The sequence below is a fragment of the Nostoc favosum CHAB5714 genome, assembly GCF_020829495.1.
Classification (GTDB): Bacteria; Cyanobacteriota; Cyanobacteriia; order Cyanobacteriales; family Nostocaceae; genus Nostoc; species Nostoc favosum.
Map to the genome: position 1 here is coordinate 1 of NZ_JAIVFQ010000134.1, position 14,194 is coordinate 14,194.

Here is a 14,194-nt window from a genome sequence, read left to right on the forward strand (position 1 = left end):
GAGCGTCGGAACGAGCGTCGGAACGAGCGTCGGAACGAGCGTCGGAACGAGCGTCGGAACGAGCGTCGGAACGAGCGTCGGAACGAGCGTCGGAACGAGCGTCGGAACGAGCGTCATTACGAATTAGGAATTATTTAATTGCCCGGACATCATATTATTAGTAGTATTTTCTAATATATAAACTCTTATTTATGAAGACTATTATGTTGGCACTATGATTTAGGGTAGCACAGCTAGCTGTACTACCCTAAAAACGCATTTGTATCAAGCTGAAAGTAAAAACCGTATACCTGTAAAAGAGATTTTAAGTAGTGTATTCGGCGTTAATCCTCACGTAGTCGTAACTCAAATCACAACCCCAAGCTCTACCTGAACCATGACCATTGCCAACGTTAACGGAGATTAATACAGTATCCTGTTGGAGATAAGCACCCGCCACTGCTTTTTTCAAATAAGCACTCGCTGCTGCACGGTCAAATTGTAGAGGTTGCCCATTTTCCAACATTAAGAAATGACCTAGCTTAATTTGCAGGTTTTCTTGCTCAAAGGGCACACCTGCACGTCCGGCGGCGGCGGCGATGCGTCCCCAGTTGGGGTCACGTCCAAAGATTGCAGATTTAACTAAGGATGAACCAGCGATGGTTTTGGCTATTTGTCGGGCTGAGAGTTCATCATGGGCCCCTGTTACTTCCACTTCAATGAGACAGGTTGCGCCTTCACCATCACGAGCGATCGCTTTAGCTAAATGCTGACAAACTGCTGTTAACATCGCCTCTAATTTCTCTGCTTCTGCGCCCAATTCTATAATTGCTGGGGTACGAGATTGACCGTTTGCCAAGGCGATTAAGCTGTCGTTGGTGCTGGTATCGCCATCCACAGTAATGGAATTAAAGCTTCTATCAGCTGCCCTTGCTAACATCTGCTGCCAAAGGTGAGGCGAAACCACGGCATCACAAGTAACAAATGCCAGCATGGTTGCCATGTTGGGGTGAATCATACCGGAACCCTTGGCAATGCCGCCAATTCGTACTGGGCGTTCGCTTATAGTTGTCTCCAGGGCGATGGATTTAGTTACCAAGTCTGTAGTGATAATCGCTCCGGCGGCGGCATCTGAGCCTGTTTCTGATAGTGCTGCTACTACCTTGGGAATCCCGCTTCGCAAAGCATCCATCTTAATTCTTTGACCAATCACGCCAGTGGAAGCCACTAACACAGATTCAGATGGGATGTTTAGTGCTTGACCTACTGCCATAGCAGATTCTAAAGTATCAAGGTAGCCTTGAGTCCCTGTAGCAGCATTTGCTTGTCCGGCGTTGCAGAGGATGGCACGAGCGCTCTGTTTAGCTTGCAAGCGTTGGCGACAATATTCTACGCAGGCAGCTTTAACTTGGCTAGTGGTGAACACACCAGCTGCGATCGCTTCCACCTCTGAGAATATCAAAGCTAAATCTGGCAACCCCGAAGGTTTCAACCCTGCGGTAATTCCCGCCGCTTGATACCCCCTTGGTGCTGTGATGCCACCTGTGATTTTTTGCCAATCTGCCATTATTCTTCCTTACAACTATCAGGTTGGATAGGTCAATTTGTACTTTTGAAAAGTGCTTTGGAAAAGTGCTGAGTTAGGAGTTAGAAGTTAAGAGTTATTCGTTTCCCCTACTTCCCCTGCTTCCTGTACTCCCCACTCCCTTTTATTGTGAGTTTATTTGCTGATGGCAATAATAATGCACTAGTTGGCAATTAGCATAATTGTTTTTACCTTTCTTATGACGAAAGACAAAAGCAAAAAAGGAGAGCCACTTGGGTCGCTCTCCAGATCATTACGGTGCATCTTTTACTACAACATATCACTCCTTATGCAAGGGTTAATACTTATCTATTCCAATTATTTCTAAAAAGTTGATGAAGCTTTTACGTAAATACCACATAAATCAAATAAAAAAGAGAGCCACTTAGGCAGCTCTCCAGATCATCAGGGTGCATCTACTTAGCACAGCATAGCATTTTAGGTATGCGGGCTGTCACCAGTTTTTATATGAAGATTTTGTGAAGAATCACCGGGAAAATACTTACTAGGACTTACGCATTGACAATAAATACCAAATATGGATTAAGGTTAAAAACCATATCTTTTGTAAGGGCACAGCAAAAGCTTAGCCCCTACAGCATGGTCTATTGACGATCGCAGGATAATTAAGAAAAGCCTGAAAACTTCCTCAAGATAGGTAATGGACATCACGATGCATTTGTACAGTGCGTAAGTCCTACTTACTTGGGAATTGAGGAAAGACTTACTGCAATTCCCCTCTGCATCCCTCACTCAGCAAACTTGACTTGACAGAGTACTAGTAGTCTGTCGCATTAATTATGATGAGTTTATAGTGAGCAGTTTAGTGCTTACTACGAACCCAGCAAATTTAATGAGACAAACCATTAGTACAGCAGGACGTAAATCAAGCTACTATTTTAAAACTTGCAAAAGCCTTAATATACAAAACTTTTGACTTTTGACTTCCGCCTTGGGCCTTGCGGTATTAGGCGTTCAGTTTTTTCTCCACCAATTCGTTAGTCAGCTTAGGATCAGCACGTTTACCTGTCTTTTTCAGAACTTGTCCGACAAAGAAGCCTTTGAGGTTGGTGTTCCCGTTGCGATACTTTTCTAGTTCTTTGGGATTGGCAGCTATGACTTCATCAACGATGGGTTCTAGTACACTAGGATCGGTGATTAACTCTTGACCGGCAAAGGCTTTTTCAGGAGAAATACCACTGAGCAAATCTGGCAACTTTTCTTTAGCTTGAGCATTGCTAATTTTGCCCGTTTCAATGCGAGTGATGATATCAGCTAGATTGGTGGGAGTTAGGCCGATTTCAGTAATACTGAGTTTTTGCTTATTGAGGTGAGCTGCGATATCTTGAGTAATCCAGTTTGCAGCAGCTTTCGGATTTGCTCCAGATGCGATCGCAGTTTCAAAATATTCTGCTATTGAACGATCTTCTGTCAGCACTCGCGCATCGTAAGCCGAAAGCCCCAACTCACTTTCATAATGATGGCGTTTTTGGGCTGGTAATTCTGGTAGTTCGCTGCGCCATTGCTCTAATTGTTCATCTGTCACCTCAATTGGTGCTAAATCTGGTTCGGGGAAGTAACGGTAATCGCTAGAACCTTCCTTCACCCGCATACTACTTGTGCGTTGAGCGCCTTCTTCCCACAGCCGAGTTTCTTGAATAATGCGATCGCCTGCTTCAATGGCTGCAATTTGACGTTCAATTTCGTAGTCAATCGCTCGTTGGATGGCGCTGAACGAGTTCATGTTTTTAATTTCTACCTTAGTGCCAAATTCCTTTCGTCCCACTGGACGCACAGAAATGTTGACATCGCAGCGCAGAGATCCTTCTTGCATATTACCGTCACTCACGCCGAGATAGCGCACAATCCGGCGCAATTCTTCAGCATATTCAGCTGCTTCTAATCCAGAACGCAAGTCAGGTTCCGAGACAATTTCTACTAACGGTACACCTGCGCGATTGTAGTCTACCAAAGAATAGGAAGAACCGGAGAGGCGATCGCTACCTGCGTGTACCAATTTTCCAGCATCTTCTTCCATGTGCAGACGTGTGATCCCAATCCGCTTACGAGTCGGATTCCCCTCAGCATCTACCAACTCAATTTCTAACCAACCATGTTCTGCGATCGGTAGATCATATTGAGAAATTTGGTAATTTTTGGGTAAGTCAGGATAAAAATACTGTTTACGGTCAAATTTGCTATATCTAGCGATTTGACAATTCAGTGCCAAACCAGCCTTGACGGCGTATTCTAATACTTTTTCATTGAGTACAGGTAAGACCCCAGGTAAACCCATACAAACCGGATCAATGTTAGTATTTGGGTCAGCACCGAATGCTGTAGAGCTATTAGAGAAAATCTTGGTGTTAGTACTCAGCTGACAATGGGTTTCTAGGCCAATAATCGCTTCATACTCAGTTTTTACGGTCGTAGCAATGGTCATAATATCAATATTTGGGCATAATCCTTGTAGTGGTACTATTGTAGCGGCGTATTGAGTTGCCCTGAAGACGGTTATTTGGGTGAGCAATTGCTTATCCTCATGAGCTTGAAAAGGGAGATGCAAACACAAGGTGAAGAAAATCTTAATTATTGGTTCTGGGGGTGCTGGTAAATCTACCCTAGCCCGCGAACTGGGAACCATCTTAGGCTTAGAAGTGATTCACTTGGATGCTTGGTATTGGAATCCTGACTTTATCTAAAGGAAAGTATCTTGTACTAACTGATGACTTCAAGCTAGCAAGTTATCTTTAGAGTGTAGAAGTTGACGTGATTAACTTTAACAATATTCGTATCTTTAACTGGAAGTAAAAATATGAAATTCAACCCTACACCTAAAGCAATACGCTTGGGTTAGTGATAATTATCCACGAAGATACCCCCAACCTACGCCATTTCGCTCAACGGGGGGAAATATGCACACGGCTGACTCCTCTAAAAAAGCTTGCTCTAATTACCTCCTTTTTAAGGAGGGTTAGGGAAGATCAAGCCTTTACAAGTCGTAAGGAAATTAATTATATAATTCTTAAAAATATATAGAACTCCGATTTGATTTTTGAAATCCACGTAGGGTGTGTTAGCGATAGCATAACGCGCCATTTTAAGCTTTTGATGCCGTACTTTCGTCTAACACACCCTACAAGACTACTTAAAATTTTTCAAAAACAATTTGCGATTCCTATATACACTCATTAATTAATTATTTAAACTCTTTAAGAATAAATCAAATTATTAAATAAAATTAGCACTCAAAGCTTGTTAGTGCTAATTGTTGACTGAGATTTAATGCCTATGATATAGATATAAAATATACTTTTTCTAGATGCTTTAGCTACTTTTTAGACGTTATGTTAGAAAAAACTAAAGCTTTACTGCAAATAATATAAAATTGGGAGTGCTAGCATGAAATACACTTTTGATATTGTCGGAGTATCTCCACTTTTGCAGTTTTTTAATCACCAACAGCAAAATGGGCAAAAACCACCCCACCAAGGTGTGGAATACTTGGGAATGCATACCTGTACACTAGATACGTTTCTAGAATCAGTGGAATCAGTTCCAGCAAAGTGGGATTGGAATCTGGATCAAGTGGTAGATACCGTGATTCAGTTTTGGTTGAATAACTCAGACAGCATTCGTTATTGGAAAGTACGTTTAACTGATGCTGGTAAGGATAATTTACTAGTCGCAAGATTGGCGGATATAACCGCCTTACAAGCTGAATTTGAATCTCTACTAGATAAGGAGTGGTGAAGAGATAGGTAAAATTGAAAAAGAATTCAGGGGCGGAGCAACTCTTGCTCCGCCTTAAGTCAGAATGCACACTTTTTTCTGTTGTTCTCGTTTTCAAGTGCTTTGAGAGCTTTGAGATATAAATTTTTTAATAGTATTTTTTAAGACGTTGACGTTAATTTTAACACTGATGAAGATTTTACTTGTGTGTATGGATACAAATCAGACAAACCCAATATTTACCAAACTTTCTGCTTGAGCATTGTTCTGCCTGGAAACAATTACAAATTAAGGCTTTGAGATTCATTGCCACCTGAAAATTCCAACTTCAGTGGTCTAAAATATAGCGCTCAGTGTTGACAATTTTTCAATAATCGAATAACAAGGTGGCAGCAGCATTAAAAAAAAGCGTTAGTGCATTCCTACCTAGAAACTAATTAACGCCCTTCATTAAACTTCATACGGTTAACATAATTATGCCAGAAAATACGGATTACAAAGCTTCCAAATCAGACAATCAAGCTATTGCCTATAAAGAACGCCTCAATTCTTGGGCGATCGCGCGTCTACTTCCTAATACGCAACGCGAGATTGTTGCTCGCTTCCGCAGCCGTTCTGATGCCGAAGGCTATATGCGGCACCTCCCCCAGGAAAGAGCAAATGCTTCCTACATGGTTGTTTTTGATTGTCAACGCCAAGAAGTTGTGATTTAAGGTATAAGTATAGGCAATAGACCTATCTTATAAAGAGGGCAGTTTTTCGTAAGCTCGAACTGCCCTCTGCCTTCCTCGATAAAAAAATTAAAAATGTGTAGGCGTAGCCCATCAAAGACATCGCTTACAACTCCAGATTACAATTCACGCTTCACTTAAAAATTCTGGATGTTGTCAACGAGCATATCGACCAATACAGTTGAGTTAACGCTAAAAACCTTAAACTGTGTAGGTTGGGTTGAGGAACGTAGCAAGATCCCGCAGGGTAACCCAACATTTCCGGGGCTTTGTTGGGTTGCGCTTTGCTTAACCCAACAAAGCAATTTTTCACAAAGCCAAGCGTATTGGCATATCGACCTTTGTATTTTACGTTTTCAAATCCGAGTTTCCGAGCCGCCCTTGCCAATTCACCAGACAGTAAGCCTTTGCGCGTAGGGTGTTGGTAAGCCAGTAACTTTAAGTTTATTCGCGTCAGCACCACATTAGCGATCGCGTCTCATACAGAAGCCTAGTACCGCAAGGCGGATGTCGTAAGCAATGGGGTAGAAGTGCTAAAGGCTTTGCAAAAAAAGCCATTCGACGTAGTGTTGATGGATGTCCACATGCCCAAAATGGATGGGTTAGAAGCCAATACGGTTCAGTTAAGGCTTAAATATTAGTCAAAGTCAATTTGTTTAACGAACCGCAAAGGACGCAAAGAACGCAAAGGAAGAGAAGAAAGAAATGCTTAACTGAACTGTATTGGGTTAGAAGCAACTCGGAGAATCTATCAAGAATGGGGAGTGGGCTTTCGTCCCCATATCATTGCGATAACTGCCAATGCAATGCGGGGCGATCGCGAAGTCTGTCTTGCTGCTGGTATGGATGACTACATTAGTAAACCGATTCAGCTTCAAGAGTTAGCCGAGGCACTCAGCAAATGCCCACCTCAAAGAAGTTCTGAATTTACTTCGAGAGGAAAACAAGGTAAAGTGATGTCCTTAGAATTGCAACCTTTGCAAAATATCATCCAGTCAGAGCAAAACCAGACATTAAAAACCGCTAAAATCGATGCCAAAATTCTCCAATCCTTGCAGAATATGCTCAGAGGAGATCGTGTGGCATTTGTTGAACTGATTGAGTGTTATCTTACAGAGACACCCAGACTGGTACAAGATATCAGCACAGCTATCACAACTCAGGATGCCCAGACTCTATGGTACACAGCCCACCAACTTAAGTCTAGCAGTGCTTCTGTTGGAGCGATCGCCCTGGCACAGCTTTGCAAGGTGTTAGAAACACAGGGATGCAGCAGTAAATTAGAAAACAGCCTAGAATTAATCTCACAACTATATCAGGAATATGAACAAGTTAAAACTGCTTTAGAACAAGAACTTGCGAAGGAATTACCATGAAAGCCGATGCTCAAGAAAGCCAATCTTTAGTTCTAATTGTTGATGATGAACCTTTTATCCGCCTGATACTGCGGCATTTCTTAGAGCGGGAAGGCTATCAAATAGCAGAAGCTCAAAATGGCATAGAGGCAATAAATGTTTTTAACCAATTGCATCCTGATATAGTACTTCTTGATGCCATGATGCCAGATATGGATGGGTTCGAGTGCTGCACTCAGTTACAGAATTTTGATTCTAGCAAGTACACTCCAGTTTTAATGGTTACAGGACTTGAGGATCAAGAGTCAGTTGACCGCGCATTTGAAGTGGGGGCAATGGATTATGTTACCAAACCAGTCCACTGGGCAGTTTTGCGACAACGGGTAAAACGCTTGATTGAGCAATCTCAGTTACAGCAAAAACTGGAAGCCGTTAATGTGGAATTGCAGCGATTAGTTACTATCGATGGATTAACTCAAGTTGCTAACCGCCGAGGGTTTGAAGAGTATTTTAACCAAGAATGGCAGCGCATGAAACGGGATAAATGCCCCCTTTCCCTGATTCTTTGCGATGTTGATTTCTTCAAATTATATAACGATACTTATGGTCATCGGATAGGCGATCGCTGTCTTCAAGAAATTGCTAAAGCGCTCAAAGATATTATTAAGCGTCCCGGTGATTTAGTTGCCCGTTATGGTGGGGAAGAATTTGCTGTGATTTTACCTAACACAGACACCGAGGGTGCGACTCATGTTGCCAACAACATTTGTCATGCTGTGCGAACACTAGCAATTCCTCATAAAAATTCCCAAGTTAGTCCTCATGTAACCATTAGTGCTGGGTTTACGACAGAAATTCCTGAGCCAGATTCTAACTTAGAAGAAATGATTTATGCCGCAGATCGGGCGTTGTATCAAGCAAAGGCAGCAGGACGCGATCGCTTTGTGCAAAATATTCTACTACCCCAAAGTAAAAATTTCCGCTAGTGCGCCAAAATCGACACATTTCCAGCCTGTTTTAAACGTATCGGCTTGGATTATTGTCTGCTTATTCTATGCCTTGAAAATGCTCTTCCTCAACTTTAAACCATTCATCCAAGACGGATCAATTAGATGATCATGTTGCAGCCGACCTACAACTATACCAGGATGAATACTGATACGTTCCGCAAAATCAATCACATCATTTTCAGATTTAAGCTTCGTTAATTCCCCTTCATACTCAGGTGGGATCAAAAATTCCCGCGACCATTTATCTGCTTGGCGTTCCTGCTTTGATTTCAAACTTTCCCCACTATTCCATTCATCGAGAAAAATATTTTCTTTATCATGTAGCAAAATATGCGCTGCTTCATGGAAAAAATTAAACCAGAAGCGCTCATTGGTTTTACCGTAAAGCGAAAGTTGAATCAGTGCCTTATGCGGGTTTAACCACCGTGCGACACCACTGACGTGCGCTCTCTTTATTGATGGTATTAAAACAAGCACAACCCCTGCTTCCCAGCACAACTTTTGCATCTGTGGTTCAAACTCCTCTGGCGGTAACACCGTCAAAGTGCGAATTTGCCGCACTGCCTTTTCAAATTTTGGTTTAGTGTACTTGGGAGAGTCTAGTTGTTCTGCTTTTATTTCCCCCAAGCGCAACCAAGTGGAAATAGCACCAACATCACTTTGCTCTTCGCGTGTACGACGAAAAGCAACTTCCATACCTGCATAATAATTCTGCCAATCTTCCGGCGAGGCAACACCGAAAAATTGCAGTAACTTTTTTACCAAACCAGGCTTATTCTTGGCAATTAAACGGCACTTAGGAATTACACCTTGGTTCATCAATTCTTTGACTGGTAATTGATCTAACCAAGATGTCCACCCCTTTAAGCGGTTTTCTTCTTCTATCCGTGCTAAACCAGCGCGATATTGGGCTTCACGATTAAGCCAAAATGCTGTTGTACTCCCTAAAACTCGTTCTAGCTTTAGGGCTGTTTCTTCGTTGATGGGTGCTTTGCCGTTGATGAGTAGGCTGATATGTTTGGTAGTGTAGCCTAACCGCTCTGCTAACTGTACTTGTGTCCAATCACGCTCTTCTAATATATCAGCGATGGTATCACCGGGAGGAGATACCCAATCTGGAGTAAAGGTACGGGTTGTCTCAATCATGGTAATCTTCAATGGAAACAATACAAACAGCAGTAACTTTTGACCGATCAATGCTTCCATCCTCGGTAAGGGGGATGGGGTCGTTGTCTGGTTTAAATACAAGTCGTTTACCACCTTCTAGGTTTACTGCAAATTCACCTGCCCTATCTCCTTTTAAGGGATGGGGATGACCTGCAAACAATTCCTTGAGACAGCTAACAGCTGCAAGGTCAGCCAATCGGGCTGTCAATTTCTTGGCACAGTTTGCACCCAATTTTCTTTGCGCTAGGTTTTGTTGTTCGCATAGCTTTTGCAGTTTGCCGTCAGCGAAGGTGATTTCCATGCGTTACCAGACTAATATAAGTTTACCATTTTGGTAAATAAATTTGTTATTTTCACAGAGAATCTAGGATATCAACTAATCCGCGACGCCTAAAAATCTACCCCTCGTTTAAGTTCTACACCTTGATTAGCATAGTGTTTGTGGCAATAAACCTCTGAGTGGACGCTAGCCAAGTCGAAGTACGCTGGTGGGTTTTGGCAGCGACCAGTAATAATGATTTCGGTGTCACGGGGTTTGCGGAGTAAAGCTTGGACAATGGGTTCAACGGGGAGCAATTCTAAATCAACGGTGGGATTGAGTTCATCAAGAATAATAGTTTTATATAGACCAGAGGCGATCGCAACTTTAGCGATTTCCCAACCCCGTTCGGCTTCTACATAGTCTAATTCTTGCCGGGAATTTCGCCAGACGATCGCATCTCCACCGCAGCGCTGATGATCCACCACTTCTGGATATGACTGCTGCAAGGCGGCGATCGCAGCGTCTTCTGTGTAACCAGTACCACCTTTAAGCCACTGCATAATCAGCACACGGGTAGACCCTGGATGATTAATTCCCCTACCAATGGCTTGTAAGGCTTTGCCCAAAGCACTAGTAGACTTGCCTTTACCAGCACCAGTATAAATTTCAATCCCTTCAAGGAAGAGAGCTTTAGCTGTTGGGTGGTGATGAGGTTTCATTTCTGAGTGCAAATCTGCAATATCGAGCAACTTTTGCGGTGCGGCGCGTCCGGTAGCAATGATTTCCAATTCTTGGGGTTTGGATTTTAATGTCTTTACCACTTCATCCACTGGTAGCAAACCCAAATCCAGAACTGGGTTAATTTCATCCAAGACGACAACTGAATATAAACCACTAGCGATCGCGCCTTTGGCTACATCCCAACCCCGCATCGCTTCATCTCGGTCAAAAGTGGTAATTTCGTCATGACCAAAAAATTCGGCTCTTCCAGTGCGAACCTGGTCAATTAAATGAGGAAACCCGCGTTGCAAAGCTGCGATCGCGCCATCTTCGTCATAATCACGTTCAGGCCCTTTTAAAAACCGCAGCAGTAAAACGCGGTTAGAATTGCTAGGCGTATTTATCCCCAAGCCAATAGAGCGTAAAACCACCCCCAAAGCCGCTTGGGACTTACCTTTACCCACGCCATCGTAGACGTGAATTTGACCAACGAGCCGTTCCTGTCGCACTTGCGCCGTGCGAATACCAATACCGTTCCTTGTCATTTCTCAAAAGCTATAAGTGGCAGTCTTTAATCTTACCTAACGTCTTGTACTCTTAGGTAGAGAAACTGCTCCTCTGATGCATCAGTATCATGTATAAATAATATCAAAAATGGAATGCTAGCACACCAACATAGTAAAAGACAATAACAATCAGATAATTTCCCCCATCACCCTCACTATCCCAGTTATACTCTCTACAGTTAACCCTAACCCTTCACCATTTATGCCTGAAAATTGGATGCTTCCCAGGATTTTTCCTATTGGTGGAATTCTGTTTGACTTTTTATTTGTACTGATTGCCATCCCGATTGAAGCGTATGTTTTGCACAATCGACTAAAATTTGACAAAAAAACTAGCATTTTTTATGCTATCTCTATGAATCTGTTTTCTAGTGTAATTGGTTGGTTCATATTTTTTGTAGCAGAACCAATGTTGTCGATACAACTGAAATCAGAATTAATTAACTATATGTTTTTTAATAATTTTAAATCAGCGAATACACAAAGTTTATTAATTTTAACTGCTTTTATAATTTTCTTTGCTACTTTTATAATGAAGTTTTTCATTTTAAGAGTATTACTACTATCATTGAGGGAACCAGTTGCTAAAAAACAAGAGGAGCCTCAAACATCTCAACGGCGGCGATGGCGTAGTTTTAGCACTGCTAAATTACAAAATACCAATTTAGTGATTACTACATTAATAGCGAATTCTCTGAGTTATAGTGCTATAACCATTATTTTAATATTTCGCTCAAAGTAGGAAAAACTTACTTCATTTAAAGGAAGACTAGTGATTAAATAATTCGTAATGGGCTTCTCTTCGAGACGCTAAACGCGAACGCCCCGCTACGCTAACGTAATTCGTAATGACGCTCTCTACGAGACGCTGCGCGAACGCAGACTCGCTACCGCTACGAAGACAGTAAATTTTGTTTTCTAATGGGGATTTAACCCCAACACAAAACAAAATTTTTATTGAACCGGGGGACTTAAACCCACGGAACTAGTTAATTAATCAGGTGGAGGTAAGAATATGAATACGCTACTTAAAGATGTATTTGGGGTTTTTAAATTTGCTGAAGGGCTTTATGCAGGAATTAGAAAGGTATTAGTTCCACCCAAAGCTTATTCTTGGCAAACATTTATTTATTTGAGTGTTTTTTCTTGGGTAGTTTCATATTTTGCTATAGGTTATATCAAAGATATAATTGCCTTTTTCGGTTGGTTATTTTTAATTGCTGGTACAGCTTGGTATACAACTGAAGACCCTTTGAGGGTTCCTGGTACTTTTATGCCAGTCGGGGCAGTGATCACTGGATTCTTAGTGAGTGTTTTTGCATTTGGAAATCAACAGGATGTCATTACACCAAGAACAATCGTTTTTTGGCCGACAATTTCAGCGCTAATTACCGCTATACCAGAATTTATTGAAGGAAATGATACCGATGCAAAAGCTCGAATTCCTAAACCAGAAGACCGCCAAAGAATCATAATTTTAGTTGCTAGTAGTATGCTGCTAAGTTGCTGGATTCAGTTTCACTTTGTGATGAATAATTGGTTCCAAGAATATCCTAGTTTGCAGGCAGATACTTTTAGAAGTAGTACCGTTGTTGTCAGAACAGAAGAACGACTAAAAATCCCACGAAACGGCGCTATAATTCTAGAGAAAGTTCAACCAATAGTAGTAGAACAAATAGCCCAAAGACCTTGGTCGGAAGTAGAGAAATGGTTGCTAGATGCGAAACAACGGGTAGGAAGTCTGGGTAGGGAAGTAATACAAAAAAACCTGGGCAAATATGAAGAAAAGGAACTATGGCGCATTGAACCGCACGTAGCTAATGCTAAGTCTGGATATATATTAGATTTATTAAGTATTTGGATGGGCCCGAGTTCTAACCCACGGGGCTATTACTTGAAAAAATCTTGTCGCATTGAACCAGTTGCAGCAACTACCAACTCAGACAATAAGATTACAATTGCAGAAATTGAATGCGATCGCGCCAGTAAATTGATTCCTGGCTCACCGCCTCCGCAACAGTGAAGGTAGGGAATGGGGAGTGGGGAGTGGGGAATAGGGGGAGCAGGGGAAGAATTTCTAACTCTTGACTAATGACTAATGACCAATGACTAATGACCAATGACTAATGACAAATGACTATCAACAGAATTTTTGTATTGGCAAAGAATGTGTTTCAGGAAGTGGTACGCGATCGCATCCTATATATTATTGGTTTTTATGCGCTAATGCTCGCCACTGCCTTCCGCGTCCTTCCTGAATTTGCAGCTACGACTGAAGACAAAATGTTTTTAGATTTTGGCATGGCGGCGATGAACGCCATCGGGTTAATTGTGACGATATTTATTGGTACGGGACTGGTTAATAAAGAAATTGAAAAACGCACTATTTTGGTATTAATTGCTAAACCTGTCAGCCGCAGCGAAATTATCGTCGGCAAATACTTAGGTTTATCCGCAGTATTAGCTGTGCTTATCGCCACAATGACAGCAATTTATCTGGTATTTCTGCAATTTGGTAACATTCCTCATCCAACGACGAGCATTCTAATTGCTGCAATTTTCTTATTTTTGCAGTTGTCATTAATCACCTCTGTGGCTATTACCTTTGGTGTTTTTACTGCTTCTTTACTGGCGACTGTTTTAACCTTTGCGGTATATTTAATCGGCAATATTACTCAAGATTTAGTACAACTTGGTCGTCTGAGCCGCAACCCTGGTATGGAACGTCTAACTCAAGGTTTGTTTCTCATCTTGCCAGATTTATCTCGATTAGATTTGAAAAATAATGCCGTTTATGGTCTGCAAGCACTACCTGACACAACCGCACTGATTACAAATGCTGGCTATGGCTTACTTTATAGTGCCATGTTGTTAGCGATCGCTATTTTTATCTTCTCACAACGTGAGTTTTAGTCATTGGCCATTGGGCATTGGGGCAAACAGAAAGTTCTTCTCTCCTGACTCCAAACTCCAAACTCCAAACTCCAAACTCCAAACTCCAAACTCCAAACTCCAAACTCCAAACTCCAAACTCCAAACTCCAAACTCCAAACTCCAAACTCCAAACTCCAAACTCCAAACTCCAAA

Annotated in this window: 13 protein-coding genes and 2 pseudogenes; 9 read left to right on the forward strand and 6 right to left on the reverse strand. The window is 41.9% G+C overall.

Going from position 1 to position 14,194, the window contains the following annotated elements; translation table 11 throughout:
• Positions 1-304 precede the first annotated feature (304 nt).
• The 3 genes and pseudogenes from argJ to gatB all read right to left on the reverse strand — a co-directional run bounded on the left by argJ (position 305) and on the right by gatB (position 4,007).
• The gene (gene argJ / locus LC586_RS36470) at positions 305-1,546 is read right to left on the reverse strand and encodes a bifunctional ornithine acetyltransferase/N-acetylglutamate synthase (protein ID WP_229490441.1); all 1,242 of its coding nucleotides are present in this window, start codon (positions 1,544-1,546) and stop codon (positions 305-307) included.
• Between the two features lie 142 nt (positions 1,547-1,688).
• A pseudogene (locus tag LC586_RS42260) lies at positions 1,689-1,760 on the reverse strand (HNH endonuclease); the annotation flags it as partial.
• Between the two features lie 771 nt (positions 1,761-2,531).
• Positions 2,532-4,007 carry an Asp-tRNA(Asn)/Glu-tRNA(Gln) amidotransferase subunit GatB gene (gatB, locus tag LC586_RS36475; RefSeq protein ID WP_229490455.1) on the reverse strand — a complete coding sequence of 492 codons (1,476 nt, stop codon included), beginning with the start codon at positions 4,005-4,007 and terminating at the stop codon, positions 2,532-2,534.
• Positions 4,008-4,137: 130 nt separating this feature from the next.
• Here gatB and LC586_RS40965 point away from each other — a divergent pair, with 130 nt between their 5' ends.
• The 6 genes and pseudogenes from LC586_RS40965 to LC586_RS36505 all read left to right on the forward strand — a co-directional run bounded on the left by LC586_RS40965 (position 4,138) and on the right by LC586_RS36505 (position 8,368).
• Positions 4,138-4,266, forward strand: coding sequence for a P-loop NTPase family protein (locus LC586_RS40965; protein WP_267921791.1), 129 nt, complete (start codon positions 4,138-4,140; stop codon positions 4,264-4,266).
• Between the two features lie 700 nt (positions 4,267-4,966).
• Entirely contained in the window at positions 4,967-5,317 is a 351-nt protein-coding gene (locus LC586_RS36480) for a hypothetical protein (RefSeq protein WP_100900965.1), read from the forward strand.
• 455 nt (positions 5,318-5,772) lie between these two features.
• Positions 5,773-6,009 (forward strand): hypothetical protein, encoded by a 237-nt coding sequence (locus LC586_RS36485; protein WP_229468434.1) that lies wholly within the window; start codon positions 5,773-5,775, stop codon positions 6,007-6,009.
• A gap of 530 nt (positions 6,010-6,539) precedes the next feature.
• Positions 6,540-6,668, forward strand: a pseudogene (locus LC586_RS42265) (response regulator); the annotation flags it as partial.
• A gap of 81 nt (positions 6,669-6,749) precedes the next feature.
• Positions 6,750-7,403, forward strand: coding sequence for an Hpt domain-containing protein (locus tag LC586_RS41315; RefSeq protein ID WP_309143430.1), 654 nt, complete (start codon positions 6,750-6,752; stop codon positions 7,401-7,403).
• Positions 7,400-8,368, forward strand: coding sequence for a GGDEF domain-containing response regulator (locus tag LC586_RS36505; RefSeq protein WP_229490443.1), 969 nt, complete (start codon positions 7,400-7,402; stop codon positions 8,366-8,368). The genes LC586_RS41315 and LC586_RS36505 overlap by 4 nt, the downstream gene beginning before the upstream one ends.
• A gap of 66 nt (positions 8,369-8,434) precedes the next feature.
• Here the strand turns inward: LC586_RS36505 and LC586_RS36510 are convergent, their stop codons facing one another.
• The 3 genes from LC586_RS36510 to LC586_RS36520 form a co-directional block, all read right to left on the reverse strand.
• Positions 8,435-9,538: a helix-turn-helix domain-containing protein gene (locus tag LC586_RS36510; protein WP_229490445.1), complete on the reverse strand. Its 1,104-nt coding sequence runs from the start codon at positions 9,536-9,538 to the stop codon at positions 8,435-8,437.
• The gene (locus LC586_RS36515; RefSeq protein WP_229490447.1) at positions 9,531-9,860 is read right to left on the reverse strand and encodes a type II toxin-antitoxin system RelE/ParE family toxin; all 330 of its coding nucleotides are present in this window, start codon (positions 9,858-9,860) and stop codon (positions 9,531-9,533) included. The genes LC586_RS36510 and LC586_RS36515 overlap by 8 nt, the downstream gene beginning before the upstream one ends.
• A gap of 89 nt (positions 9,861-9,949) precedes the next feature.
• Positions 9,950-11,086: a cob(I)yrinic acid a,c-diamide adenosyltransferase gene (locus tag LC586_RS36520; protein ID WP_229490449.1), complete on the reverse strand. Its 1,137-nt coding sequence runs from the start codon at positions 11,084-11,086 to the stop codon at positions 9,950-9,952.
• A gap of 223 nt (positions 11,087-11,309) precedes the next feature.
• On the opposite strand from LC586_RS36520, the gene fraC reads away from it, so the two are divergent.
• The 3 genes from fraC to LC586_RS36535 all read left to right on the forward strand — a co-directional run bounded on the left by fraC (position 11,310) and on the right by LC586_RS36535 (position 14,020).
• Positions 11,310-11,849, forward strand: coding sequence for a filament integrity protein FraC (fraC, locus tag LC586_RS36525; protein ID WP_229490451.1), 540 nt, complete (start codon positions 11,310-11,312; stop codon positions 11,847-11,849).
• A 273-nt stretch (positions 11,850-12,122) separates the two neighbouring features.
• Positions 12,123-13,130, forward strand: coding sequence for a septal junction protein FraD (gene fraD / locus LC586_RS36530; protein WP_229490453.1), 1,008 nt, complete (start codon positions 12,123-12,125; stop codon positions 13,128-13,130).
• Between the two features lie 110 nt (positions 13,131-13,240).
• The gene (locus LC586_RS36535) at positions 13,241-14,020 is read left to right on the forward strand and encodes an ABC transporter permease (RefSeq protein WP_229490454.1); all 780 of its coding nucleotides are present in this window, start codon (positions 13,241-13,243) and stop codon (positions 14,018-14,020) included.
• The last annotated feature ends 174 nt before the right edge of the window (positions 14,021-14,194 follow it).

Bases quoted from the DNA above. Each gene is read 5' to 3' on its own strand.
- LC586_RS36520 (WP_229490449.1), bottom strand. From the start codon at position 11,086: ATGACAAGGAACGGTATTGGTATTCGCACGGCGCAAGTGCGACAGGAA.
- LC586_RS36480 (WP_100900965.1), top strand. From the start codon at position 4,967: ATGAAATACACTTTTGATATTGTCGGAGTATCTCCACTTTTGCAGTTT.
- gatB (WP_229490455.1), bottom strand. From the start codon at position 4,007: ATGACCATTGCTACGACCGTAAAAACTGAGTATGAAGCGATTATTGGC.
- LC586_RS36510 (WP_229490445.1), bottom strand. From the start codon at position 9,538: ATGATTGAGACAACCCGTACCTTTACTCCAGATTGGGTATCTCCTCCC.
- LC586_RS36505 (WP_229490443.1), top strand. From the start codon at position 7,400: ATGAAAGCCGATGCTCAAGAAAGCCAATCTTTAGTTCTAATTGTTGAT.
- LC586_RS36515 (WP_229490447.1), bottom strand. From the start codon at position 9,860: ATGGAAATCACCTTCGCTGACGGCAAACTGCAAAAGCTATGCGAACAA.
- LC586_RS36485 (WP_229468434.1), top strand. From the start codon at position 5,773: ATGCCAGAAAATACGGATTACAAAGCTTCCAAATCAGACAATCAAGCT.
- fraD (WP_229490453.1), top strand. From the start codon at position 12,123: ATGAATACGCTACTTAAAGATGTATTTGGGGTTTTTAAATTTGCTGAA.
- LC586_RS36535 (WP_229490454.1), top strand. From the start codon at position 13,241: ATGACTATCAACAGAATTTTTGTATTGGCAAAGAATGTGTTTCAGGAA.
- argJ (WP_229490441.1), bottom strand. From the start codon at position 1,546: ATGGCAGATTGGCAAAAAATCACAGGTGGCATCACAGCACCAAGGGGG.
- fraC (WP_229490451.1), top strand. From the start codon at position 11,310: ATGCCTGAAAATTGGATGCTTCCCAGGATTTTTCCTATTGGTGGAATT.